Raw genomic sequence first — 24,942 nt, forward strand, 5'->3', positions numbered from 1 at the left:
CCTAAATTTGGGCGCGTTCTAGATTCTCTCGCACCGCATCAAAATTTAAGTGAGACAAAAATTCGCGGGGCGCTTCCGCATGGACCGGCATCGCGACCGGCATGGCGATCGGACGGTGCGCCGGACGCGCAACCGTGCGGTCGTGCGGACTGGTGGCCGCGCGCGCTCTGACAACAAAGAACAAAGTGGGCATCCGATGATCGATCGACTGAAATACAGTTTCTCCGGCCTTCCTCCGTATGACGCATCCGTTGACGATACGCACGCGGGGCTGTCGCGGCTGCTCGACGCCGTGCAGCTCGACGCCGTGGTGGTCACGTCGCAGGACGAGTTCATCACCGAGTACCTGCCGCGCCGCAACAACCCGCGCTACGCGGTATCGGGCTTCGACGGCTCGGCAGGCGCCGGCATCTTCCTGAGCGCGGCCGCTGCGCAGGCGCTCGGCGTCCCGCAGTTCGTGCTGTTCGTCGACGGCCGCTATCACCTGCAGGCCGAAAAGCAGTGCGATCCGGCGCGCGTGCACATCGAGAAGCTCGGGCTGAACGACTCGATGTGGCTGGCGATGGCCGATTGGCTCACGGCCCGCGTAGACCGGCTGAAGCGGGTCGGCTACGACGGGCTGCGGATCAGCGTCGCGCAGCGCGACCGGCTGCTCGAACGCACGCAAGCGGCGAAGCTGGACTGGACGAGCCTCGTCGGCCGCGAAATCGACCGGGCGATCGCGCTGCCGGGCTGGGTCGTCGAGCGGCCGATCTTCGAGCTGCCGGAATCGATGACCGGCGTGAGCGTCGCGCAGAACATCGCGACGCTGAGCCAGCGGCTCGCCGCGCACACCGGGGCGCCAAAGGGAAGGACTGCGTTCGTCACCTGCCTGTCGGACGACCTCGGCTACCTGCTGAACAGCCGCGGCTATCACATTCCGAATGCGTCGTCGCACCTGGGCTTCCTGTTCGTGGTCGGCGCGCAGGTCGTGCTGTTCCTGCCGGAAGGCTGCGACCGTTGCCCGGTCGCCCTCGAATCGTATCCGGTGCTGCAGGTGATCCGGCGCGACTTCGTCGAGCTCGAACGCTTCCTCGCGCAGTTCGTGGCGGAACATGTGTGCTACGGGTTCGAGTCGGTCAACAGTGCGCTCGTCGAGACGGTGCGCCGTGTGTGGCCGCGCGCGCGGCATGCCGACTTCAGTCCCGTCGAGGCGATGCGGGTCGGCAAGACGCCGGAAGTGCTCGACCAGTTCCGCGACGCGTTCGTGCGCAGTTGCGCGGCGATCGCCGACGCGATGCGCTGGGCGAAGACAGGGGGCGAGGGGGGGCCGGCGCAGCGGCATTCCGAATACGACCTGGCCCGCGTGATCAACGACGCGTACGGCGCGCGCTCGGCGGTGGCGCTGACGTTCCCGTCGATCGCGGCGAACGGCGCGAACAGCGCGTCCGCGCATTACACGGCGGCGAGCGCCGACGTCGAGCTGACGGAAGGCGAGCTCGTGCTGCTCGACAGCGGCGCGTACTACGAAGGCGGCTTCGCGACGGACTGCACGCGCGTCGTGTTGCGCCGGACCCGCCCGGATACGGTCGCGCAGCCGTGGCAGCGGGAGATCTACACCGTCGCGCTGAAGGCTTGCATCAAGGGGCTCGTCACGCCTTTCCCGAAGGACGCGTCGGGTGGCGACGTCGATGCGGCCGTGCGGCAGGTGTGCCGCGATCACGGCTACGATTTCGGCCACGGCACCGGGCACGGCGTCGGGATTCACGTGCACGAAGGCGGGGTGCGGTTCGCGCCGGGGTCGAAGTACGGCCTGGTGCCGAATGCGGTGATCTCGGTCGAGCCGGGCATCTACGTGCCGGGCAAGGGCGGCGTGCGGATCGAGAACATCGTGATCATCCATCCGAGCGAGCAGGAGCCGGACAAGGTGACGTTCGAGAACATCGTCGCGGTCGGCTACGACTGGGACCTGATCGATCTCGACCTGTTGACCGACGAAGAACGCGATTACCTGCGCGACTACGAGCAGCTGTGCGTCGAGCGGGGCACGCAGGTGACGCCGTGTCCGCTGCTGTAAGCGCCGTCGGCAATGCCGAGGCGGGCGGCGTCTGCCGCCCGCCGTCCATCGATCATCGATAGCGGATCACCGAAACCGGATCCGGCGCCCGATCAGTTCAGCAATCGCGCCCGCACGAACGGCGCGATCCGCTCCGCGAGCCACGCGTGCGTGCGCGTCGTCGGGTGCAGCGTGTCCCAGAACACGAAGCGCGCCGGGTCGCGGCAGTCCGCGCGCGGCGTCTGCGCGGCCAGGTAGGTGAACGACGACGGCTTCGGGATGTCGAGGCACGACCGCTTCGCATCGTCGAATCCGTATTGCGCGGGGTGGCTCAGCAGGTCGTCGAACGGCGCGTACGCGTCGAACACCTCGAGCCGCAGCGTCGCACCGTAGCGGGCACGCACGGCGGCTGCCGCGTCGGCGAGCCGCCGGTTGTAGTCTTTCACCTGCGCGGCGACGCTCACGGTGTCGTCGCGCGTCGCGAACACCGGTGCGCGCGACACGTCCGGCAGCGTGACGAGCAGGATCCGCGTCGCGCCGGCCGCGGCGAGCCGCTCGAGGCTGTCCTGCATCGCATTCGCCGCCTGCTCGGGCGTGCGGCCGTAGTTCACGAGATCGTTGCCGCCCGCGAAGACCACGAACAGCGTATTGCCGGGCCGGTAGTCCGGCGCGCGGTCCATGTATTCGCGCCAGGAGTCGATCTGCTGCACGAGGCCCGGCACGACGAGGTGCTGGTCCGTCGCCGCGCCGCCGATCGCCCAGTTGTAGAACGGCAGCCGCAGCGCGTTCGCGACGTATTCGGCCCACACCGGCCCGTTGCTGAAGCGTCCCGCGTGCCAGCTCGTGCCGTTCGGCAGCTTCCACTGGCTCGCATTGAACATGTTCTGGGTGTCGGACAGGCTGTCGCCGAACACGATCAGCTTGTTGACCCGCGCGTCCTGCTGCGCGGCGTCGATCGTCCAGATCGTGTAATTGAACGACAGCGCGTTGTTCGCCGCGACCGCCTGCGTCAGGGGGGCACGGATGCCGCGCGCGGCGAGCGTCTGGCGGCACACGTCGGCGAGCGTGTCCTGCGCCGTCGTGCTGTAGAACATATTCTTCCACTGCGTGATGCCGTCGGCCCACCAGTAGCCGGGGACGCGATACCAGTCGCCGCCCGCCGGATCGCGCGCCCACTCGTAGGTCGCCTCGGGCTTCAGCGGATCGTCGCTGATCCGGTACCAGCAGCGCAGGTAGGTGTAGGTGTCGCTGCCGCGCGATGCGGCGCGAGGCGAGGCGCCGGGTGGCCGGGCAGCCGGCGCACGGGCTGGCGCAACCAGCGGCCCGGCCGGCGACAGCGTCATGTCGCCAGTCGGCGTCGGCAGCGGGGCCGGGCCGGCGAATGCGGGCGACGCGGCGAGCGTGGCGGCGAGCGTCAGCGCGGCGCCGAGCGTGGCCACGGCGGCCGGGCGGTACGTGAATGCAATACGGGAATGAAGCATCGATGCCCTCCGATCTGTTATTGGATCAGGCAGCGCGGCTGCGCTGCCGCGTATCGGGGGGACGCATGTGCCGGACTGGGGTCCGGTCTGTCGAAGCGGAATGTATGGTGAACCGGGGTGTGGCGGGACGGCCCGGACGCGGGTCGTCGGCCGCCGAGGATGCCAGCCTGTCAGCGCATCAACGCGGCAACCCGTCCGTCGGGCCCGTAGACGCCGCTCGGCGCGGGCGCCGAGCGCAGCACCGCGAGCGCGCGCTCGTTGTAGTCCATCCGGATCCGGATCAGCATCCCGTTGGTCGCATTGGCCTGGCGTGCGCGCTCGGCGGACTGCTGCAGCAGGTGCCAGCGGCCGGCGAGGCGCGCGTCGCGTTCGGCGGCCTGGTCCATCCCTTTCTTGCCGCCGGGGAAGCCGAGCGCCGACAGTTGCGTGTCTCGCGCGCGTTCGAGCTGCGCGAGCCGGTCGAGCAGCACGCTCTTCTTTTCGATGATGACTGGCAGCATCGCGAGCGGCTCCGGCGTCGTCAGCGCCTTCTCTTCGTAGGCGAGCAGGGACGCGAACGCTTCGACCGTCGCATGTTCGTCGTTGACCGTGGCCAGCAGCTCGTCTCTCATCGCGTCTCGCTCGTCACGCCGGCGCGCGGCAATTCGCACGCCGGCAAAAAAAAACGGGGCGCCGGCCTGTCGGGCCGGCTCAGCTGCCCTGCGGGCGCTGCTGCTGCAGCAGCTCGCGGGCGGTATTCAACACGCCGTCGGCGATCTTGCCCGGATCGATCGTCAGCGTGCCACTGTTCAGCGCGTCCTTGATCGACTGGACGAGGCCGGTATTGATGTCCGCATTGCCGGACGCCGACATCGTGCGCAATTGTCCGGACAGACCCGACAGGTTCACGGTCGCGTCGCCGCCGGCCGCGCCGGCGGGTGCCGATTGCTCGCCGGACGCCGCGGGCGCGCCTTGCTGCGTGCGGGCCGCGCCGGTGCCGGCGGCCGGGGTGCGGGTGTTCGGGGTAGGCGTGGAATCGATCTTCACGATGGTGTTCCTGTACGGTTTGACCCAGATAACGGCATGGCGGGGCCAAACTTTAGCATCGTGTTTCGGGCGATTCCCCCGAATAAACAATCCTTTGCATTCTTACAACGGCGCTCCCCGATGACCGGCGGGAACAGGCCCTAAAGCGGAATCTCCACCGTACCTGCGTCCTTGACGATCGCGGTGACGATCTGTCCCGCCGCCATCCGCACCCGCACCGACTGGCCGGGCGCCGCATTCGCGAGCGCGCTGCCCTCGGCCGAAATCGTGAATCCGGGCCCGGCCGCGACCACCCGCACGGTCTGGCCGGCCGACACCGACGCCGCGCTCTTCAGCATGTCCTGCCGCAACGGCAGCCCGGCGGCGACGCGCGCGAGCGCGGTCGAGCCGATTGCCTGCGACGGATCGGTGATCACGGCGAGCGGCAGCACGGTCAGGTCGCCGTCGCGCGCGATGAGGTCGGCCGCGGTCAGCGCCTCGCCGGGCGCGATCTGCCGCGCGGCCACGTAATAGGTTGCCTGCACGGCGACCTTCGCCTGCAGGTAGACGGTCCACGGCCGTTCGCCCGCGCAGCGCACGCCGACCGTCGTGCGGCCCCACAGGCGCGCGCCGGTCGGCAGGAACGGCTCGAGCGTCGTGCAGGCGGCGAGCCCGCGCGGAAACGCGGTCGCGACGGTCGCCGTCGTCTTGCCGGGGAGGCCGGCGATCTGCTGCTGGAGAAAGGCGAGCGCGGCGCGGCGGATCGTGTCGGGATCCTGCTGGCCGGGCGGCACGGCGGCTGCCGGCGCGGCCGTCTCCGGGGTGGAGGCGGGGGCCGCAGCCGGTGTGCGCATCGCCGTAGCGGAAGCGGGGGCCGTCGCCGGCGGGCGCATCGCTGCCGCCATCGCGTTCGCGCGCGGCACCGCCGGGCGCGGCGTGAACGCGGGCCGGGGCGCGGCACGGGCGGTGTCCTGTGCAGGCTCGCCGGGCGTGCCCGAGACAACCGTGACGATCCGGACCGGATCGGCGGCCGCCGGCTGAGCCGGATGTGCGGCGCCGTAAGCCGAGGCGGGGTGGCCGGCCGGCATCGGTGCCGGCATCCCCGCTGTGTTTACCGCCGGCATCATGGCGGGCGTGGCCTCTGGCCGGACAGCAACGGCCGCGGCGACGCCCGGCGCCTGTCCCGCGATTCCCGACATGCCCGCGCCCATCGTCGTGCGGGGCACGCCCGCCGTCTCCGGCATCGCGCCCGCATTCACGTTCCCGGGAAGCCGGCCGCTGCTCGCCGCATTCGCATTCGCGAGCGCGGATTCGGCCGTTTCGCCGCGTCCCGGAATCACGATCATCCCGTCGTCCGCGGCCTGCGCCGCCGCCGGGACTGCCCACAGCACCGCGCACAGCGCCGTCCCCAGCGCCACGGCGAGCGCGAACGCGCGCCGCGCGCGCGGCCGCCGTCCGTCGTCGCTGCGAAATCCGCTGGGAGTCATCGCCGTGTCCTCGATCCGTTGATCCGCTTTGCATTCTAGGGAGCCGGGCCGCCGCGCAAACGATGAATAGAGGGGGGCTTTGCCGCGTTATTCGCCCGATTGACGGTTGCGTGCGCCGCCTACCATGCATGTCATGGAAAAAAGCCTCTTTGGCCGCCGTGCGGCGAAAGAGCGGGTCAGCGCTGCAAACGGAGAGACGCACAGATGCTGGACAGACTCGATGCCGAATTCGCGTTCGGCCGTCAGGCGCTCGACGTGCGCGCCTATCGGCAGGAACTGCTGTCGTCGAACATCGCGAACGCGGACACGCCCGGCTACGAGGCGCGCGACGTCGATTTCGCGTCGACGCTCGCCCGTTCGCTGAAGCAGACGGGCGGCGCGCTCGCACCGAGCAATGCGGCGCCGCTCGCGATGGCGCAGCCGGCCGGCGTGACGAGCGGGATGTCGATGGTGTCGACGGCGCCGGGCCACATGACCGGCACTGCGAAGCTGATCCCGACGGGCGGGCCGGCCGACGACTACGGCCGCGCGCAATACCGCGTGCCGATGCAGCCGGCGCTCGACGGCAACACGGTCGATCTCGACGTCGAGCGCGTGCAGTTCGCGAACAACGCGCTGCACTACGAGACCGGGATGACCGTGATGACCCAGCAGATCAAGGCGATGATCGCCGCGATCACGTCGAATTCGTGACCGCGCGACCGCGCCCCCGAACCGCAAGCAAGGAGCCTCCATGCCCTCGTTGATGAACATCTTCGGCGTCGCCGGCTCGGCGCTGTCCGCGCAGTCGCAGCGCCTGAACGTCACCGCGTCGAACCTCGCGAACGCAGACAGCGCGACCGGCCCCGACGGCAAGCCGTACAAGGCGAAGCAGGTCGTGTTCGCGACCGACCCGATCGGCGGCGCGCGCACGGCGTCCGGCCAGGGCGTCGGCGGCGTGCGCGTGACGAAGGTGATCGACGATCCGTCGCCGATGAAGTCGACCTACGACCCCGCGAACCCCGCCGCCGACGCGAACGGCTACGTGCAGATGCCGAACGTCGACCCCGTGCAGGAAATGGTGAACATGATCTCGGCGTCGCGCTCGTACCAGGCCAACGTCGAGACGCTGAACACCGCGAAGCAGCTGATGCTGAAGACGCTGACGATCGGCTCGTGAGCTGCGTTCCCCCTTACCTGATCTGATAAAAGGCCTGACCGGATGACCTCCACCTCCTCGACGATCGGCAGCAGCGGCACGACGGTAACCACCCTGCCGACCGACACGATGAACACGAACAACGTGTCGACGACCAGCACGTCGGCGAGCGACCTGCAGACGACGTTCCTGAAGCTGCTCGTCACGCAGCTGCAGAACCAGGACCCGACGAGCCCCGTCGACAGCTCGCAGATGACGTCGCAGCTCGCGCAGATCAACACGGTGAGCGGCATCGCGCAGCTCAACACGTCGCTCACGTCGCTGTCGACGCAGCTCGCGGCCGGCCAGCAGACGCAGGCCGCGATGCTGATCGGCTCGAACGTCCTCGCGCCGGGCAATGCCGTCACGGTGAAGAGCGGCGCGGCGACGCCGTTCGGCGTGTCGCTCGCGAGCTCGGTGTCGAACCTGACGGTCACCGTGAAGAATTCGTCGGGCATCGTCGTGAACACGATCAATGCGGGCGCGCAGTCGGCCGGCACCGTGCCGTTCAACTGGACGCCGACCGACACGGCCGGCAATGCGCTGCCGGACGGCAAGTACACGATCAGCGCGACCTATACGGACAGCTCCGGCACGCCGCAGACCGTGACGACGCTCGCGGCCGCGCAGGTGCAGAGCGTGGTCAAGCAGGCGGACGGCACGGCGGGGCTCGTGCTGTCGAACGGCTCGACGGTGGGCCTCACGCAGGTCGCGTCGATCTACCCGAACACGTCGTCGTCATCGTCCACGGCGTCCACGTCGTCGTCGTCGACCAGCACCACCACCAACTGATTCAGCTTCTTCGAAACGGAGACCGAGATGGGTTATCAACAGGGTTTGAGCGGCCTCGCGGGCGCGTCGACGGACCTCGACGTGATCGGCAACAACATCGCGAACGCGAACACGGTCGGCTTCAAGTCGAGCAACGCGCAGTTCTCGGACATGTACGCGAACTCGATCGCGACGTCGGTCAACAACCAGGTCGGCATCGGCACGCAGCTGAACTCGGTGCAGCAGAACTTCAGCCAGGGCACGATCAACACGACGACCTCGTCGCTCGACGTCGCGATCAACGGCAACGGCTTCTACCAGATGTCGAGCAACGGCGCGATCACGTACACGCGTGACGGCACGTTCCAGCGCGACAAGAACGGCTACCTCGTGAACGCGCAGGGCATGAACCTGATGGGCTACGCGGCGAATGCGAAGGGCGTGATCAACAGCGCGCAGACCGTGCCGCTGCAGGCGCCGACGACCAACATCTCGCCGACGCCGACGACCACGATCACCGGCCAGTTCAACCTGAACTCGCAGGACACGGTGCCGACCACGACGCCGTTCAACTACACCGACTCGACGAGCTACAACTACTCGACGTCGGTCCAGACCTACGATTCGCTCGGCGGCTCGCAGCAGGTCAACATGTACTTCGTGAAGTCCGGCACCGGCACGTGGGAAGCGTATGCGGGCGTGGCGAACACGGCGCCGACCGACCTCGGCAAGGTCACGTTCAACGCGTCGGGCGGCATCGCGAGCACGACGCTGCCGGGGACGACCACGGCCACCACGGCGCTCGGCCAGTTCCAGTTCACGATCCCGAACACCGACGGCTCCACGACGCCGCAGAGCCTGACGCTGAACCTGACGGGCACGACGCAGTACGGCGGCAAGGACGGCGTGAACAACCTCGCGCAGGACGGCTACGCGAGCGGCACGCTGACGACCTTCACGATCGGCACCGACGGCAAGGTCACCGGCAACTACTCGAACGGCCAGACGGCGACGCTCGGCCAGATCGTGCTCGCGAACTTCAACAACCCGAACGGCCTCGTGAGCATCGGCGGCAACCAGTACATCGAGACGGCGCAATCGGGCGTGCCGCAGATCTCCACGCCGGGCAGCACGAACCACGGCACGCTGCAGGGCAGCGCGCTCGAGAACTCGAACGTCGACCTGACGAGCCAGCTCGTGAACCTGATCACCGCGCAGCGCAACTACCAGGCGAACGCGCAGACGATCAAGACGCAGCAGACCGTCGACCAGACGCTCATCAACCTGTGACGCGCGGATAACGGGCAGCCATGGACCGACTGATCTACACGGCGATGACGGGCGCGTCGCAGTCGCTCGACCAGCAGGCGATCGTCGCGAACAACCTCGCGAACGCGTCGACGAACGGGTTTCGCGCGCAGCTCGCGAACTATCGCGCGGTGCCGATGAATTTCGGCGACGGCAGCACGAGCGATCCGACGACGACGCGCACCTACGTGCTCGCGTCGACGCCCGGCGCGGATTTCGCGCCGGGGCCGATCACGCGCACCGGCAATCCGCTCGATGTCGCGGTGCAGGGCGCCGGCTGGCTGTCCGTGCAGACCGCGGACGGCAGCGAGGCGTACACGCGCGCGGGCAACCTGCACGTCGACCAGAACGGCCAGCTCGTCACCGCGACGAACCAGCCGGTGGTCGGCAACGGCGGCCCGATCTCGGTGCCGCCGAACGCGGAAGTCACGATCGGCAAGGACGGCACGGTGTCCGCGCTGATGCCGGGCGACCCGCCGACCGCGGTCGCGATCGTCGACCAGTTGAAGCTCGTCAATCCCGATCCGGCGACGCTCACGCGCGGCGACGATGGCCTGTTCCGTACCGCCGACGGCAATCCGGCGGATGCCGACACGACCGTCGTCGTCGCGCCGAATTCGCTCGAAGGCAGCAACGTGAATCCGGTCAACGCGATGGTCGCGATGATCGACAACGCGCGCGCATTCCAGCTTCAGTCGAAGCTGATCCAGACGGCCGACCAGAACGAGCAGTCGGCGAACCAGCTGCTCAACTTCAGCTGAGCGCCAGCGCCAGCCCACGCAGGAGAATCAACCGAATGAACCGTTCGCTCTACATCGCCGCCACCGGCATGAACGCGCAGCAGTCGCAGATGGACGTGATCTCGAACAACCTCGCGAACGTCGGCACCAACGGCTTCAAGGGCTCGCGCGCCGTGTTCGAGGACCTGCTGTACCAGACGATCCGCCAGCCCGGCGCGAATTCGACGCAGCAGACCGAGCTGCCGTCGGGCCTGCAGCTCGGCACCGGCGTCCAGCAGGTCGCGACCGAGCGCCTGTATACGCAGGGCAGCCTCACGCAGACCGGCAACTCGAAGGACGTCGCGATCAACGGCGCGGGCTTCTTCCAGGTGCTGATGCCGGACGGCACGAACGCGTACACGCGCGACGGCTCGTTCCAGACCAACGCGCAGGGCCAGCTCGTCACGTCGAGCGGCTACCAGGTGATCCCGGCGATCACGATCCCGCAGAACGCGACGTCGCTGACGATCGGCAAGGACGGCGTCGTCACGATCACGCAGCCGGGCTCGACCAACGCGGTGCAGATCGGCTCGCTGCAGGTCGCGACCTTCATCAACCCGGCCGGCCTCGAGGCGAAGGGCGAGAACCTGTTCGCGGAAACCACGTCGTCGGGCGCGCCGAACGTGTCGCAGCCGGGCCTGAACGGCGCGGGCACGCTCAACCAGGGCTATGTCGAGGCGTCGAACGTGAACGTCGTGCAGGAGCTCGTCAACATGATCCAGACGCAGCGCGCGTACGAGATCAACAGCAAGGCCGTGACGACGTCCGACCAGATGCTGCAGACCGTCACGCAGATGAAGAGCTAACCGGAAACACGCGTCGTCGCCATGAAGCAGGTTCGCCCCCTCCCGTTCGCCACCGTTCGCGCCGCATGCGTGCTCGCGGTGGCGGCGTTCGCCGGCTGTGCGCAGATCCCGCACGATCCGATCGTCCAGCAGCCGATGACGGCCCAGCCGCCGATGCCGCAGTCGATGCAGGCGCCCGGCTCGATCTACAACCCGGGCTATGCGGGCCGGCCGCTGTTCGAGGATCAGCGGCCGCGCAACGTCGGCGACATCCTGACGATCGTGATCGCGGAAAACATCAACGCGACGAAGTCGTCGGGCGCGAACACGAACCGCGCGGGCAACACGAGCTTCGACGTGCCGACCGCCGGCTTCCTCGGCGGCTTGTTCGCGAAGACGAACCTGTCGGCCGAAGGCGCGAACAAGTTCACCGCGACGGGCGGCGCGAGCGCCGCGAACACGTTCAACGGCACGATCACGGTGACGGTGACCGGCGTGCAGCCGAACGGCAACCTGATCGTCAGCGGGCAGAAGCAGATGCTGATCAACCAGGGCAACGAGTTCGTGCGTTTCTCGGGCGTCGTGAACCCGAACACGATCTCCGGCGCGAACTCGGTCTACTCGACCCAGGTCGCCGACGCGAAGATCGAATACTCGGCGAAGGGCTACATCAACGAAGCCGAGACGATGGGCTGGCTGCAGCGCTTCTTCCTCAACATCGCGCCGTGGTGATGCCATGAAGTCCTTCTTCCGAAGCCTGTTGTCCTGCGTGCTCGTCGCGTGCGCCTTCGCCGGCGGCGCCGCGCACGCGGAGCGCCTGAAGGATCTCGCGCAGATCCAGGGCGTGCGCGACAACCCGCTGATCGGCTACGGCCTCGTCGTCGGCCTCGACGGCACCGGCGACCAGACGATGCAGACGCCGTTTACGACGCAGACGCTCGCGAACATGCTCGCGAACCTCGGCATCTCGATCAACAACGGGTCGGCGAACGGCGGTGCGTCGGCGCTGACCAACATGCAGCTGAAGAACGTCGCGGCCGTGATGGTCACGGCGACGCTGCCGCCGTTCGCGCGGCCGGGCGAGGCGCTCGACGTGACCGTGTCGTCGCTCGGCAACGCGAAGAGCCTGCGCGGCGGCACGCTGCTGCTGACGCCGCTGAAGGGCGCGGACGGGCAGGTGTATGCGCTCGCGCAGGGCAACATGGCGGTCGGCGGCGCGGGCGCGAGCGCGAACGGCAGTCGCGTGCAGGTGAACCAGCTCGCGGCGGGCCGCATCACGGGCGGCGCGATCGTCGAGCGCGCGGTGCCGAACGCGGTCGCGCAGATGAACGGGACGCTGATGCTGCAGCTGAACGACATGGACTACGGCACCGCGCAGCGGATCGTGTCCGCGATCAATTCGAGCTTCGGGTTCGGCACCGCGACCGCGCTCGACGGCCGCACGATCCAGCTCGCGGCGCCGGCCGATTCGGCGCAGCAGGTCGCGTTCATGGCGCGCCTGCAGAACCTCGACGTGAGCCCGGACAAGGCCGCCGCGAAGGTGATCCTGAACGCGCGCACGGGCTCGATCGTGATGAACCAGATGGTCACGCTGCAGAGCTGCGCGGTCGCGCACGGCAACCTGTCGGTCGTCGTCAACACGCAGCCGGTCGTGTCGCAGCCGGGGCCGTTCTCGAACGGGCAGACGGTCGTCGCGCAGCAGTCGCAGATCCAGCTGAAGCAGGACAACGGTGCGCTGAAGATGGTGACGGCCGGCGCGAACCTCGCCGACGTCGTGAAGGCGCTCAACACGCTCGGCGCGACGCCCGCGGACCTGATGTCGATCCTGCAGGCGATGAAGGCGGCAGGCGCGCTGCGCGCCGACCTGGAGATCATCTAAATGGCAGCGAATCTTCCCGATGCGAACGGCCTGACGCAGCGCTTCGCGCTCGACGTGCAGGGCTTCGACGCGCTGCGCGCGCAGGTCAAGCAGTCGCCGCAGGCGGGCGCGAAGCTCGTCGCGGGGCAGTTCGACGCGATGTTCACGCAGATGATGCTGAAGAGCATGCGCGACGCGACGCCCGAAGGCGGGCTGTTCGACTCGCATACGTCGAAGATGTACACGTCGATGCTCGACCAGCAGCTCGCGCAGCAGATGTCGTCGAAGGGCATCGGCGTCGCCGACGCGCTGATGAAGCAGCTGATGCGCAACGCGAACCTCGGCGCGGGCGCCGATACGGCGGCCGACGGCGGCGCGGCCGGCTTCGGCGCGGCCGGCAACGAGGGCGGGATGGCCGCGATGAACGCGATGGCGAAGGCCTACGCGAACGCGGCCGGCAACAACGGCGCGCTGGCAGACGGGCGCGGCTACTCGGGCGGCAGCGCGCTGACGCCGCCGCTGAAGGGCGCGAGCGGCGTGGCTGACGCCGACGCGTTCGTCGACCGGCTCGCGGGCCCCGCGCAGGCGGCGAGCGCGTCGACCGGCATCCCGGCGCGCTTCATCGTCGGCCAGGCGGCGCTCGAATCGGGCTGGGGCAAGCGCGAGATCCTCGCGGCCGACGGCTCGACGAGCCACAACGTGTTCGGCATCAAGGCCGGCAAGGGCTGGACCGGCCGCACGGTGTCCGCGCTGACGACCGAATACGTGAACGGCACGCCGCGCCGCGTCGTCGCGAAGTTCCGCGCGTACGATTCGTACGAGCATGCGATGACCGACTACGCGAACCTGCTGAAGAACAACCCGCGCTACGCGGGCGTGCTGAGCGCGAGCCGCAGCGTCGAGGGCTTCGCGCACGGGATGCAGAAGGCCGGCTACGCGACCGACCCGAACTACGCGAAGAAACTGATCTCGATCATGCAGCAGATCGGCTGACCGGTCGCCGGACGGTCCGCTTTACGGATCCAGCCGATCCGGCCGATCTGGCCGATCGCCGACTCACCGCCTCCCCACCACCGCCGGCACGGCCGCCGGTCCCGCCGCCCACCCCCGTTGTCCGATCGCGCCAGGCTTGACCTTGCACGGTTTGAACGTTTGCGCGAAAAAATTCGGAAAATCGATCTAAACTTTCGGACAGCACTGCCGCTAAGTGTGAGAGACCTGTGACCGGGTCACTGTTCTGGCCCGGTTTTATCGCGCACCGGTTCCCGTGCGCCCCATGACAAGAAAGACCGGCAAGCCATGAATATCGAACAGTCGATGGACACGAGTCCCGACGCGGGACATTCCGGGCCCGACTATGCCCGCCGCAACCCGCTTGAGATCGGCGTGCAACTGCGCAACCTCGTGAACCGCGGCGATTTCCTCACCGTCCAGTACCCGGGCGGCCAGCTCGTCACCCGGCTGCTCGAGGTCGACGTCGGCGCGCGCACCTTCACGTTCGACTGGGGGGCCCTTGCCGAGCAGAACACCGGGATCCTCTCGGCCGCGCACTGCAAGTTCTCGGCCTCACCGGAAGGCGTGCGCGTCGAGTTCGCGACCAGTACGCCGCGCGAGACGCGCTACGAGGGGCTCCCCGCGTTCGAGGCCGATTTCCCCGACCTGCTGTACTGCATCCAGCGCCGCGAATATTTCCGTGTCGATGCGCCGATCGTCGATCCGTACCTGTGCCGCGGCAAGTTGCCGGACGGTGAAAGCTTCCTGTTCGAGGTGCACAACCTGTCGCTCGGCGGCGTCGGGTTGCGCACGGCCGACGAGCGCGTCGAGGCGCTCGAGGTCGGCACGCTGCTGCCCGACGTCGAGTTCGAGCTGAACGGCCATGGCAAGCTGTCGCTCGACCTGAAGCTCGTGTCGCAGCGCTCGACCCAGGTGCCGAACGGCTCGCGGCGCTACCAGCTCGGCTTCCGCTTCATGTCGCTGCCGGGCAGCGCGGAGAACACGCTGCAGCGGCTGATCACGCAACTGGAGATGAAGCGCCGCCAGCTCGCGCGCGCCTGACATCGGCCAGCCGGCCAGCCGGCCCGCAGCGCGGGCCGTTGCACGCCGCGCCGGCAGGCGCGGCCGTGTGCATTTTTCCCTCAATTTTTCCGATCCGCGGCCGTTATACCGGGAGTCACGCAACCCGGCGGCCGCAGCGCGGCCGGCTCATCAGGATCGCGCATGTCCAACACTCTCTTGAACCTCGGTCTCAGCGGCTTGAACGCTGCGCAATGGGGCCTGACGACGACCAGCCAGAACATCAGCAATGCTTCGACGCCCGGCTATTCGGTCGAGCGGCCCGTCTATGCCGAGGCGAGCGGCCAGTACACGGGCAGCGGCTACATGCCGCAGGGTGTGAACACCGTCACCGTCCAGCGCCAGTACAGCCAGTACCTGAACGACCAGCTCAACAGCGCGCAGACCCAGAGCGGCGCGCTGTCGACGTGGTATTCGATGGTCTCGCAGCTGAACAACTACGTCGGCAGCCCGACGGCCGGCATCTCGACCGCGATCACGAACTACTTCACGGGGCTGCAGAACGTCGCGAACAACGCGTCCGACCCGTCCGCGCGGCAGACCGCGATGAGCAACGCGCAGTCGCTCGCCGACCAGATCAACGCAGCCGGCCAGCAGTACGACACGCTGCGCCAGAGCGTGAACACGCAACTGACGAGCACGGTCTCGCAGATCAATTCGTACACGACGCAGATCGCGCAGCTGAACCAGCAGATCGCGGCGGCGAGCAGCCAGGGGCAGCCGCCGAACCAGCTGATGGACCAGCGCGACCTCGCGGTGTCGAACCTGTCGAACCTCGTCGGCGTCCAGACCGTCAGCAACGCGCAGGGCACCAGCGTGTTCCTCGCGGGCGGCCAGCCGCTCGTCGTCGCCGACAAGAGCTACCAGCTCGCGGCCGTCACGTCGTCGTCGGATCCGAGCGAGCTGACCATCGTGTCGCAGGGGATCGCCGGCGCGAACCCGCAGGGCCCGAACCAGAACCTGCCGGACGCATCGCTGTCGGGCGGCACGCTCGGCGGCCTGCTGTCGTTCCGCAGCCAGACGCTCGACCCGGCGCAGGCGCAGCTCGGCGCGATCGCGACCAGCTTCGCCGCGCAGGTCAACGCGCAGAACGGGCTCGGCATCGACCTGTCGGGCAACGCCGGCGGCAACCTGTTCTCGGTCGGCAGCCCGGCCGTCTACGCGAACCAGGGCAACACCGGCAACGCGACGCTGTCCGTGTCGTTCGCGAATGCCGCGCAGCCGACGACGAGCGACTACACGCTCGCGTACGACGGCAGCAAGTACACGCTGACCGACCGCGCGAGCGGCGCGGTGGTCGGCACGTCGACGTCGATGCCGAGCGCGATCGGCGGGCTGAACTTCTCGTTCTCGTCCGGTTCGATGAAGGCCGGCGATGCGTTCACGGTGCTGCCGACGCGCGGCGCGACCGACAACTTCGCGCTCGCGACGTCGAACGGCTCGGCGATCGCGGCGGCGTCGCCATACGTGCCGGCGGCCACGACGACGAACACGGGTACCGGGACGATCGGCTCGGTGACGGTCACGAGCGTGTCGGCCGCGACGCTTGCTCACCAGTACACGATCACGGTCGGCGGCACCTCGGCCGCGCCGACCTACACGGTGACGGACAACACCGCCGTGCCGCCAACGACGAGCGCCGCGCAGTCGTACCAGGCGGGCTCGGCGATCACGCTGACGGCAGGCTTGACGGTGTCGGTGTCCGGCACGCCCGCGACCGGCGACACATTTACGGTCTCGCCGTACTCGGGCGGCACCAACGACGGCAGCAACGCGCTCGCGCTGTCGAAGCTCGTCAGCGCGAAGACGCTCGGCAACGGCACGACGACGCTGACGGGCGCTTACGCGAGCTATGTGAACGGGATCGGCAACACCGCGAGCCAGCTCAAGTCGTCGAGCGCCGCGCAGACGGCGCTCGTCGGCCAGATCACGTCCGCGCAGCAATCGGTGTCGGGCGTGAACCAGAACGAGGAAGCGGCGAACCTGATGCAGTACCAGCAGTTCTACCAGGCGAACGCGAAGGTGATCCAGACGGCATCGACGCTGTTCCAGACCGTGCTCGGCATGTTCAACTGATCAAGCGATCTCGAGGATCGAAGCGATGCGGATTTCCAGCTCCCAATTCTTCCAGCTGAACGTCAGTCAGATGAACGATCAGCAGGCGCAGCTCGCGCAGCTCTACCAGCAGATCTCGAGCGGCGTGAGCCTGTCGACGGCGGCCGACAACCCGCTCGGCGCGGCCCAGGCCGTGCAGCTGTCGATGACGTCGGCGACGCTGTCGCAGTATTCGTCGAACCAGAACGTCGCGCTGTCGTCGCTGCAGAAGGAAGACCAGACGCTCACGAGCGTCAACGGCCTGCTGAACAGCATTCACACGATCGTGATTCAGGCGGGCGACGGCACGCTGTCCGACAGCAACCGTTCGGCGCTTGCGACGCAGCTCGAGGGCTACCGCAACCAGCTCGTGACGCTCGCGAACACGACCGACGGTGCGGGCAACTACCTGTTCGCCGGCTTCCAGTCGACGACGCCGCCGTTCGTGAACAAGGCGGGCGGCGGCGTGGCCTATTCCGGCGACAGCGGCTCGCGCAACGTGCAGATCTCGGACACGCGCTCGATCTCGCAAGGCGACAGCGGCGCGAGCGTGTTTATGTCGGTGCCGATGCTCGGCAGCCAGCCGGTGCCGGCGGCGGGCACCGGCAACACCGGGACCGGCACGATCGGTGCGGTGACGATCACGAGCCCGTCGGCCGCGACAAACACGCACCAGTTCACGATCACGTTCGGCGGCACCGCGGCCGCGCCGACCTACACGGTCACGGACAACACGGTCGTGCCGCCGTCGACGACGGCCGCCCAGTCGTATTCGGACGGTGCGGCGATCGCCGTCGGCAACGGCCTGACGGTACCGGTGTCCGGCTCGCCGGCGCCCGGCGACACGTTCTCGGTCACGCCCGCGCCGCAGGCCGGCACCGACGTGTTCGCGGCGCTCGATTCGATGATCGCCGCGCTGAATACGCCGGTCGGCAACAGCACGACCGCGGCGGCCGCGCTCGCGAACGTGATGACGACCGGCACGACGAAGCTGAACAACACGATGACGAACATCCTCAGCGTGCAGGCGTCGGTCGGCGGCCGCGAGCAGGAGGTCAAGGCGATGCAGACGGTGATGTCGACGAACTCGCTGCAGATCCAGAGCAATCTCGCGGACCTGACGAGCACGAACATGGTGTCGACGATCAGCCAGTACCTGCAGATGCAGAACGCGCTGACCGGCGCGCAGAAGGCGTTCGTCCAGCTGCAGAACCTGTCGCTGTTCCAGTACATCAATCCTTGATGTCCCGGGCCCTGGAGCCGATGTGAGCGCCCGCTGACATCGGCTCCGGCCCCGTCCCGGCGCGCGTGCCGCGCGCCCCGCGCCGGCCCCTGCTTGCCAGCGCCATCCCCGCTCCGTACACTTCGCGCCAGATTCCAGACCCGGCGCATCCGTCGCAGCCGGGCGACCGACAAGCCAGGAGCGTATCTCGATGTCCGATTCCTATTTCCCGCGCTGGCGGGTCCAGCCGACCGGCGCGGCCGCACGCGTCGTCGGCCTCGACGAGCGCCTGTCATGGCCGCAGATGATCGCGATGGGCGTGCAGCACGTCGTCGCGATGTTCGGCTCGACCGTGCTCGCGCCGCTGCTGATGGGTTTCGATCCGAACCTGTGCATCTTCATGTCGGGTGTCGGCACGCTGCTGTTCTTCGTGCTGGTCGGCGGTCGCGTGCCGAGCTACCTCGGCTCGAGCTTCGCGTTCATCGGCCTCGTGATCGCGGTGACGGGCTACGGCGGCAGCGGCCCGAACCCGAACATTCCGGTCGCGCTCGGCGGCATCATCGCGTGCGGGGTCGTGTACATGGCGATCGGCGCGATCGTGTCGGCGGTCGGCACGCGCTGGATCGAGACGCTGATGCCGCCCGTCGTCACCGGCGCGATCGTCGCGGTGATCGGGCTCAACCTCGCGCCGATCGCGGTCAAGGGCGTGTCCGCGTCGACCTTCGATTCGGTGATGGCGCTCGTCACCGTGCTGTCGGTCGGCGGCGTCGCAGTGTTCGCGCGCGGGATGCTGCAGCGCCTGCTGATCCTCGTCGGCCTCGTGATCGCCTACGCGATCTACGCGGCCGCGACCAACGGGATGGGCCTCGGCAAGCCGATCGACTTCTCGATCGTCGCGCACGCCGCGTGGTTCGGCATCCCGGCGTTCCATACGCCGGTATTCGATCCGCACGCGATGCTGATGCTCGCGCCGATCGCGGTGATCCTCGTCGCGGAGAACCTCGGCCACATCAAGGCCGTGAGCGCGATGACGGGCCAGAACCTCGACCGCTACGTCGGCCGCGCGTTCATCGGCGACGGGCTCGCGACGATCGTGTCGGGCAGCGTCGGCGGCACGGGCGTGACCACCTATGCGGAGAACATCGGCGTGATGGCCGTCACGCGGATCTACTCGACGCTCGTGTTCGTCGTCGCCGCGCTGATCGCGATCGTGCTCGGCTTCTCGCCGAAGTTCGGCGCGGTGATCCAGACGATTCCGGGCCCGGTGCTCGGCGGCGTGTCGATCGTCGTGTTCGGGCTGATCGCGGTGACGGGCGCGCGGATCTGGGTCGTCAACAAGGTCGACTTCTCCGACAACCGCAACCTGATCGTCGCCGCCGTCACGCTCGTGCTCGGCGCGGGCGACTTCTCGCTGAAATTCGGCGGCTTCGCGCTCGGCGGGATCGGCACCGCGACGTTCGGCGCGATCCTGCTGTACGCGATCCTGCGCAAGGAGAAGGAGCCGGGGCCGGTGGTCTGACGCCGGTTCCGGCGATCGGCAATCTCTTGGGCAGCCGGCGAAGCGCGATGCGCGCTCGCCGCCGGTGGCAGCCCGATGCGGGGCCGGCAACGCCGAGCGCCGCGTCCCGCCCAATCACGCGCCGGCGACGTTCGCCTGCGCTTCGAGCCACGTGCAGAACTGCGCGACGAGCGGCTCGTCCGCGTGCTCGCGCGGCGTGATCCACCAGTAGCTGCGCGTCGCGATGCGCGGCCCGGGCAGCGGCATCACGAGCCGGCCGCTCGCGAGTTCGTCGTCGATCAGCGGCAGCGGGCCGAGCGCGACGCCGAGCCCGTCGACCGCCGCCTGCAGCGCCAGGTAGAAGTGGTCGAACGACTGCCGCTTGCGGGCCTTCATCGTCGCGCCGGCCGCGGCGAACCAGTCGCGCCAGCCTTCCGGGCGCGTATCCGAATGCAGCAGCACGTGGCGTGCGAGATCGTCGGCGCGCACGATCGGCGCGCGCTTGAGCAGCGCGGGGCTGCACACCGGGATCACGCTCTCGTCGAGAAAGCGGCCGCTCGCGCAGTTCGGCCAGTGGCCGGGGCCGCGGCGGATCGCGACGTCGAAGCCGTCGAGCATGTCGAGCGGCGCGTTCGACGTCGACAGCTTCAGCTCCACGTTCGGCACGTCGCGCTGGAAACGCGACAGGCGCGGCAGCAGCCATTTCATCGCGAAGGTCGGCAGCGCATTGATGCGCAGCACGCGCGCGGTGCCGGTGGCCCGCAAGCGCTCGGTCGCGAGCGCGATGCTGTCGAACGCGGCGCGCACGGTGTCCAGATACTGGCGGCCTTCGTCGGTGAGCTTCACGCGCTTGCCGAGCCGGTGGAACACGGGCTTGCCGAGCCAGGCCTCGAACCCGGCGATCTGCCGGCTGATGGCACCGTGAGTCACATGCAGCTCGTCGCCCGCGGCGCTGAAGCTTTCATGTCGTGCCGCGGCTTCAAAGGCCCGAAGCGCGGAAAAGGGCGGGAGATCGCGTGCCATGCTTGTGATTCTAGGTCACAAGGGCGCGCCGATAAAATCGTTTTGCGCGGGCGCCGGACGGCGGTACGCTCGACCTGTCGTTTGTCGAGGACTCCCATGCAATCCGTCTCCACGCCGCCTGCCGGCCGCCCGCGCAGCGTCGGGCTCGCCGAGCTGTTCATCGGCTTTCTCTCCCTCGGCCTGATGTCGTTCGGCGGCGCGCTGCCGTTCGCGCGCCGCACGATCGTCGACGAGCGCCGCTGGCTCACCGCCGACGAATTCACCGATCTGCTCGGCCTGTGCCAGTTTCTGCCCGGCGGCAACGTGATCAACCTGTCGGTCGCGGTCGGGATGCGCTTTCGCGGCGTGCCGGGCGCGTTCGCCGGGATCCTCGGGCTGATCGCCGGGCCGACGCTCGTCGTCGTCGCGCTCGGCGTGCTGTACGCGAAAACCGAGAACGACCCGCGCGTCCAGCATCTGTTCGCCGGGCTGGCGGCCGCGGCGGCCGGGCTGCTCGCGGCGATGGCGGTGAAGGTCGCGAAGCCGCTGCGGCACGCGCGCGCGGCGGCCGGCATTGCGGCGCTCGCGTTCGTCGCGATCGCCGTGCTGCGCCTGCCGCTGCTGACGACGATGCTCGTGCTGACGCCGCTCAGCGTGTGGCTCGCCGCGCGCCGCCGGGCGGAACCGGCGGCGGCGGCGGCGGCGGCCGGGCAACGGGCGACACCCGGGGCGGGGGCATCGGGGTCACCTGGCTCACCCCGCGCATCGGGCGCATCCGGCGCCGGCGCGTCGGAAGCCGGTGCGCGGTACGCGCCGCGCGACGCGGATCGGCGCCGCCCGCATGACGGAGGCGCGCAATGACCGACACGCTGATCGCGCTCGCGACCATCTTCTCCCAGCTGTCGCTGCTCGCGTTCGGCGGCGGCAACACGATCCTGCCCGAGATGCAGCGGCAGGTCGTCGACGTGCACCACTGGATGAGCGCGCACGAGTTCACCGCGCTGTTCGCGCTCGCGCAGGCGGCGCCCGGGCCGAACATGATGATCGTGTCGCTCGTCGGCTGGCACGTGGCCGGCTGGCAGGGTCTGCTCGTCGCGTCGCTCGCGAAGTTCGGGCCGTCGTCGGTCGTCACCGTGCTCGCGCTGCATGCGTGGGAGCGCTTTCGCGACTGTCCGTGGCGGCGCTATGTGCAGCAGGGGATGATGCCCGTCACCGCCGGCCTCGTCGCGGCGAGCGCGGTGCTGATCGCCGAGGCGTCGAACCGCACGGCCATACAATGGGGCGTCACCGCCGCGTGCGCGGTGCTCGCGTATCGCACGCGCATCCATCCGCTGTGGCTGCTCGCGGCCGGCGCGCTGATCGGGCTGACGGGCTTCGGGCAGTGATCGCCCGCCGGAACCGGGCACGCGGGAAACGAACAATCGGACAAGCGGAGTCGCGATGGATCTCGACGGCGCCAGCCGCAATCTCACGGTCGCCGCGCTGCTGACGCTGTCGGGCGGCTATCTCGACGCATACACGTACGTCGGCCACGGCCACGTGTTCGCGAACACGATGACGGGCAACGTCGCGCTGCTCGGCATCAACCTGTCGGCCGGCGAGTGGGCTGCTGCGCTGCACCATGTGCCGCCGCTCGTCGGCTTCGTGATCGCGGTGTTCGTCGCGCACCTGCTCGGGCTCGCCGCGCAGCGCGGCTGGATGCGGCATACCGCGTTCGCGAGCCTGATCGTCGAGATCGCGTTCCTCGGCGTCGCCGCGAGCGGCCTCGTCGGCGCGTCGAGCGCCTGGCTGATCCCCGGCATCTCGTTCGTCGCAACGCTGCAGACGCTGTCGTTCACCCATCTCGAGGAACTGTCGTACACGTCGGTGATGACGACCGGCAACCTGCGGCGCGCCGCGCAGAAGCTGTTCGTCGGGCTGATTCCGCGCTACGACGCCGGTGCGCTGCATGACTCGGCGCTGCTCGCGACGATCAGCTTCTGCTTCCTCGCGGGCGCGGTGGCCGGCGGCCTCGTGACCCGGCTCGTGCCGGACGTCGCGCTGTGGGGCGCCGTGCTGCTGCTCGCGGGCGCCTTCGCGGAGATCGTGCGCCGCGCGTGGCGGCGCGCGGGCAGCGTCGAGGCCGGCTGACGGCGGTACCCTTCGTTCGCCGCTCGGCTGCGGGCGCGCCGCCTTGTTGTGCCGCAACAGCCGCACCGCCGCACCCACCGATCCCGCCGATCCCGACACCTCCAATCGCTCCATTTTCCCGTGTCATTTCAGCCCCTCGCCGCGGCCGATTCTTACAGGATCGGCCGCCCGACCGGGCGCGATTCACCGCCATCCGCCGCCGCACAGGCAAGCTCCGCACGGCGCAGCGTTGTGTGCGGGCGACAATCCGGCCGTTACGGCACGTTTCAACTTCTTTCAAGGGTCGGGCTGGTCTTATGATTCAGCCCACATCGCGCGCGCCAAGAGCGCGCGCGATCCCACCCGGCTGCGCACGCGGCCGGCAATGTACGGAGACACCAACAAAAAGGGAACGCTCATGAAGCAGACCACCAGACTCGCAGCACTCGCAGGGGGCGCCTTCCTGGCATTCGCCAGCCAATACGCAGCAGCACAAAGCTCGGTCACGCTCTGGGGCGTCGCCGACGTCAGCATCCGCTACCTGACCAACGCGAACGCCAACAACGACGGCCTGCTGTCGATGACGAACGGCGCGATCACCAACAGCCGCTTCGGCATCTACGGCACCGAAGACATCGGTGGCGGCCTGAAGGCGCTGTTCAAGCTCGAGAGCGGCGTGAACCTGCAGAACGGCGCGTTCTCGGACAGCGGCCGCATGTTCAACCGCGCGGCGTACGTCGGTGTGTCGAGCCCGTACGGCACCGTGACCCTCGGCCGCCAGAAGACGCCGCTGTTCGACCTGCTGTCGGACACCTACGATCCGCTGACGGTCGGCAACTACTTCGAAAACGCGTGGCTGCCGGTCGCGCTCGGCGCCGGGCTGTACGCGGACAACCAGATCAAGTACACGGGCACGTTCAGCGGGCTGACCGCGACCGCGATGTACTCGACCGGCACGAACTACGAGTCGACCGGCTCCGGCGGCTTCTCCGGCCAGATCCCCGGCTCGCTCGGCAAGGGCAACGCGTGGGGCATCGCGCTGTCGTACGTGATGGGTCCGCTCAGCGTCGCGGCCGGCGCGCAGCAGAACAGCGACAACTCGGCACGCAAGCAGACCATCTACCACGCGAACGTCGTCTACGCGTTCAGCAAGGCGAAGGTCTACGCGGGCTACCTGCGCTCGAAGGACGACACGGGCTTCGTCGACAGCCTGCTCGCGCAGCAGACGATTCCGGTCGCGAAGGGTACCGGCCGCATCGACGACGGTCCGTACGCGGGCGTGAGCTGGCAGGTCACCGCGCCGCTGACGCTGACGGGCGCGTTCTACTACGACCACATGCGCAACGCGATGACCACGAACGGCACGCTGTCGAGCGGCAACCGCTACGCGATCGTCGGCATCGCCGAGTACGCGCTCAGCAAGCGCACCGAAGTCTACGGCACCGTCGATTTCAACAAGACGAACGGCGCGGCCAACGTCGAACTGCCGGGCCGCAGCAACCAGACGGGTATCGCGATCGGTCTGCGCAATATCTTCTGACGAACGCACTACACCGGACCGATGTCCGGCTGATGACGAAGAGGCCCGGCAGCTTGCGCCGGACCTCTTTTTTTTGTGCGTGCATCCGGTCGCGCCGCGCCATCGGCCTTCATGCGCAAGCGCGACTATGCAGCGTGCGCTACATAGCGAAATCCTTAAGCCGTAAGGGTTCCGTCGGTATTCCAGAACATATTTTTACAGTGCGCGCGACACCTTTCCGCTAATCTGCGTGCATCGCCCGGCGTGTGTCCGTGGGCACGCGCGCGCGTTGCTCCGGTGCGCGCGGCGGGCGTGGCCGGCATAGTCCGTAAATTGTGTATCCGGTGATGACAAACGCAGTCCGCCGGTTTTTTTCGTGGGACGATGCGTCACACGATTTACCTTGAAAGGGGATGACGATGGGTATCCTGAACACCGTTGGCGAAATCGCGGGCGCCGTGGGGGCTGTCGAGGCCGCAGAGAAGCTCGATCCGGATGCGGGCCTGCTGACGAAGGCCGCGGCTGCGGTCGCCGGCTTCAAGGGTGCCGAAGCGCTCGAAGGCATGCTCGAGAAGAAGGAAGAGAAGCCCGAGGAAGCGGCAGACGATACGCAGGCCACCGACGGTAGCGACACGTCGCAGGCATGAGCATGGCGGCCGGCTCGGTCCCGCGTTCCGCGCATCCGCGCGAGCGGGCGAGCCGGTGCCGCGCAGCCGGCAGGTCGGGCATGCGGTCGATC

At 68.6% G+C, this 24,942-nt stretch carries 22 protein-coding genes and 3 pseudogenes; 20 read left to right on the plus strand and 5 right to left on the minus strand.

From position 1 onward, the window contains the following. The first annotated feature begins 196 nt into the window (after positions 1–196). The gene (locus ACV229_RS06475; RefSeq protein WP_448082282.1) at positions 197–2,056 is read left to right on the plus strand and encodes a M24 family metallopeptidase; all 1,860 of its coding nucleotides are present in this window, start codon (positions 197–199) and stop codon (positions 2,054–2,056) included. A gap of 92 nt (positions 2,057–2,148) precedes the next feature. Here the strand turns inward: ACV229_RS06475 and ACV229_RS06480 are convergent, their stop codons facing one another. The 4 genes from ACV229_RS06480 to flgA form a co-directional block, all read right to left on the minus strand. Further along, a complete protein-coding gene (locus tag ACV229_RS06480; RefSeq protein WP_448082283.1) occupies positions 2,149–3,516 on the minus strand; it encodes an SGNH/GDSL hydrolase family protein in 1,368 nt (455 codons plus the stop codon). Between the two features lie 170 nt (positions 3,517–3,686). Then, positions 3,687–4,127, minus strand: a complete 441-nt coding sequence (locus ACV229_RS06485) for a flagella synthesis protein FlgN (RefSeq protein ID WP_448082284.1) — start codon at positions 4,125–4,127, stop codon at positions 3,687–3,689. A gap of 79 nt (positions 4,128–4,206) precedes the next feature. Beyond that, positions 4,207–4,542, minus strand: coding sequence for a flagellar biosynthesis anti-sigma factor FlgM (gene flgM / locus ACV229_RS06490; RefSeq protein WP_448082285.1), 336 nt, complete (start codon positions 4,540–4,542; stop codon positions 4,207–4,209). Between the two features lie 140 nt (positions 4,543–4,682). After that, positions 4,683–6,008 carry a flagellar basal body P-ring formation chaperone FlgA gene (gene flgA, locus ACV229_RS06495; protein ID WP_448082286.1) on the minus strand — a complete coding sequence of 442 codons (1,326 nt, stop codon included), beginning with the start codon at positions 6,006–6,008 and terminating at the stop codon, positions 4,683–4,685. A 204-nt stretch (positions 6,009–6,212) separates the two neighbouring features. Between flgA and flgB the strand changes: the two genes are divergently transcribed. The 14 genes and pseudogenes from flgB (at position 6,213) to ACV229_RS06565 (ending at position 19,594) form a co-directional block, all read left to right on the plus strand. Beyond that, a complete protein-coding gene (flgB, locus tag ACV229_RS06500) occupies positions 6,213–6,701 on the plus strand; it encodes a flagellar basal body rod protein FlgB (RefSeq protein WP_448082287.1) in 489 nt (162 codons plus the stop codon). Positions 6,702–6,741: 40 nt separating this feature from the next. Beyond that, the gene (gene flgC, locus ACV229_RS06505) at positions 6,742–7,167 is read left to right on the plus strand and encodes a flagellar basal body rod protein FlgC (protein ID WP_006402757.1); all 426 of its coding nucleotides are present in this window, start codon (positions 6,742–6,744) and stop codon (positions 7,165–7,167) included. Positions 7,168–7,209: 42 nt separating this feature from the next. Beyond that, positions 7,210–7,977 carry a flagellar hook assembly protein FlgD gene (locus tag ACV229_RS06510; protein ID WP_448082288.1) on the plus strand — a complete coding sequence of 256 codons (768 nt, stop codon included), beginning with the start codon at positions 7,210–7,212 and terminating at the stop codon, positions 7,975–7,977. Positions 7,978–8,004: 27 nt separating this feature from the next. Then, positions 8,005–9,246, plus strand: a complete 1,242-nt coding sequence (gene flgE, locus ACV229_RS06515; protein WP_448082289.1) for a flagellar hook protein FlgE — start codon at positions 8,005–8,007, stop codon at positions 9,244–9,246. 20 nt (positions 9,247–9,266) lie between these two features. Beyond that, positions 9,267–10,025: a flagellar basal-body rod protein FlgF gene (gene flgF / locus ACV229_RS06520; RefSeq protein ID WP_448082290.1), complete on the plus strand. Its 759-nt coding sequence runs from the start codon at positions 9,267–9,269 to the stop codon at positions 10,023–10,025. 35 nt (positions 10,026–10,060) lie between these two features. Beyond that, a complete protein-coding gene (gene flgG, locus ACV229_RS06525; protein WP_448082291.1) occupies positions 10,061–10,849 on the plus strand; it encodes a flagellar basal-body rod protein FlgG in 789 nt (262 codons plus the stop codon). 21 nt (positions 10,850–10,870) lie between these two features. Then, complete coding sequence (gene flgH, locus ACV229_RS06530; protein ID WP_448082292.1) at positions 10,871–11,560, plus strand: flagellar basal body L-ring protein FlgH; 690 nt, start codon at positions 10,871–10,873, stop codon at positions 11,558–11,560. 4 nt (positions 11,561–11,564) lie between these two features. After that, positions 11,565–12,707, plus strand: a complete 1,143-nt coding sequence (locus tag ACV229_RS06535; protein WP_448082293.1) for a flagellar basal body P-ring protein FlgI — start codon at positions 11,565–11,567, stop codon at positions 12,705–12,707. Further along, entirely contained in the window at positions 12,708–13,679 is a 972-nt protein-coding gene (gene flgJ / locus ACV229_RS06540) for a flagellar assembly peptidoglycan hydrolase FlgJ (RefSeq protein WP_448082294.1), read from the plus strand. Positions 13,680–13,985: 306 nt separating this feature from the next. Further along, positions 13,986–14,741, plus strand: a complete 756-nt coding sequence (locus ACV229_RS06545; protein WP_448082295.1) for a flagellar brake protein — start codon at positions 13,986–13,988, stop codon at positions 14,739–14,741. A 162-nt stretch (positions 14,742–14,903) separates the two neighbouring features. After that, positions 14,904–16,268: pseudogene (gene flgK / locus ACV229_RS06550) on the plus strand (flagellar hook-associated protein FlgK); the annotation flags it as partial. A gap of 174 nt (positions 16,269–16,442) precedes the next feature. Further along, a pseudogene (locus ACV229_RS06555) lies at positions 16,443–16,835 on the plus strand (flagellar basal body rod C-terminal domain-containing protein); the annotation flags it as partial. 25 nt (positions 16,836–16,860) lie between these two features. Next, positions 16,861–18,096 (plus strand): flagellar hook-associated protein FlgL, encoded by a 1,236-nt coding sequence (flgL, locus tag ACV229_RS06560; RefSeq protein WP_448082296.1) that lies wholly within the window; start codon positions 16,861–16,863, stop codon positions 18,094–18,096. A gap of 190 nt (positions 18,097–18,286) precedes the next feature. Continuing rightward, positions 18,287–19,594, plus strand: a complete 1,308-nt coding sequence (locus ACV229_RS06565; protein WP_448082297.1) for a solute carrier family 23 protein — start codon at positions 18,287–18,289, stop codon at positions 19,592–19,594. 114 nt (positions 19,595–19,708) lie between these two features. Here ACV229_RS06565 and ACV229_RS06570 read toward each other — a convergent pair whose 3' ends face one another. Beyond that, complete coding sequence (locus ACV229_RS06570; RefSeq protein ID WP_448082298.1) at positions 19,709–20,596, minus strand: transcriptional regulator GcvA; 888 nt, start codon at positions 20,594–20,596, stop codon at positions 19,709–19,711. Between the two features lie 96 nt (positions 20,597–20,692). Between ACV229_RS06570 and ACV229_RS06575 the strand changes: the two are divergent. From ACV229_RS06575 to ACV229_RS06595, 5 genes and pseudogenes are all read left to right on the plus strand, one after another. Beyond that, a pseudogene (locus ACV229_RS06575) lies at positions 20,693–21,286 on the plus strand (chromate transporter); the annotation flags it as partial. Positions 21,287–21,432: 146 nt separating this feature from the next. Then, entirely contained in the window at positions 21,433–21,960 is a 528-nt protein-coding gene (locus tag ACV229_RS06580) for a chromate transporter (protein ID WP_448082299.1), read from the plus strand. 55 nt (positions 21,961–22,015) lie between these two features. Beyond that, entirely contained in the window at positions 22,016–22,705 is a 690-nt protein-coding gene (locus ACV229_RS06585; protein WP_448082300.1) for a YoaK family protein, read from the plus strand. Between the two features lie 397 nt (positions 22,706–23,102). Next, positions 23,103–24,224 carry a porin gene (locus ACV229_RS06590; protein ID WP_448082301.1) on the plus strand — a complete coding sequence of 374 codons (1,122 nt, stop codon included), beginning with the start codon at positions 23,103–23,105 and terminating at the stop codon, positions 24,222–24,224. Between the two features lie 398 nt (positions 24,225–24,622). Next, complete coding sequence (locus ACV229_RS06595) at positions 24,623–24,850, plus strand: hypothetical protein (RefSeq protein WP_448082302.1); 228 nt, start codon at positions 24,623–24,625, stop codon at positions 24,848–24,850. Positions 24,851–24,942 lie beyond the last annotated feature (92 nt).

The organism is Burkholderia sp. MR1-5-21 (assembly GCF_053427715.1).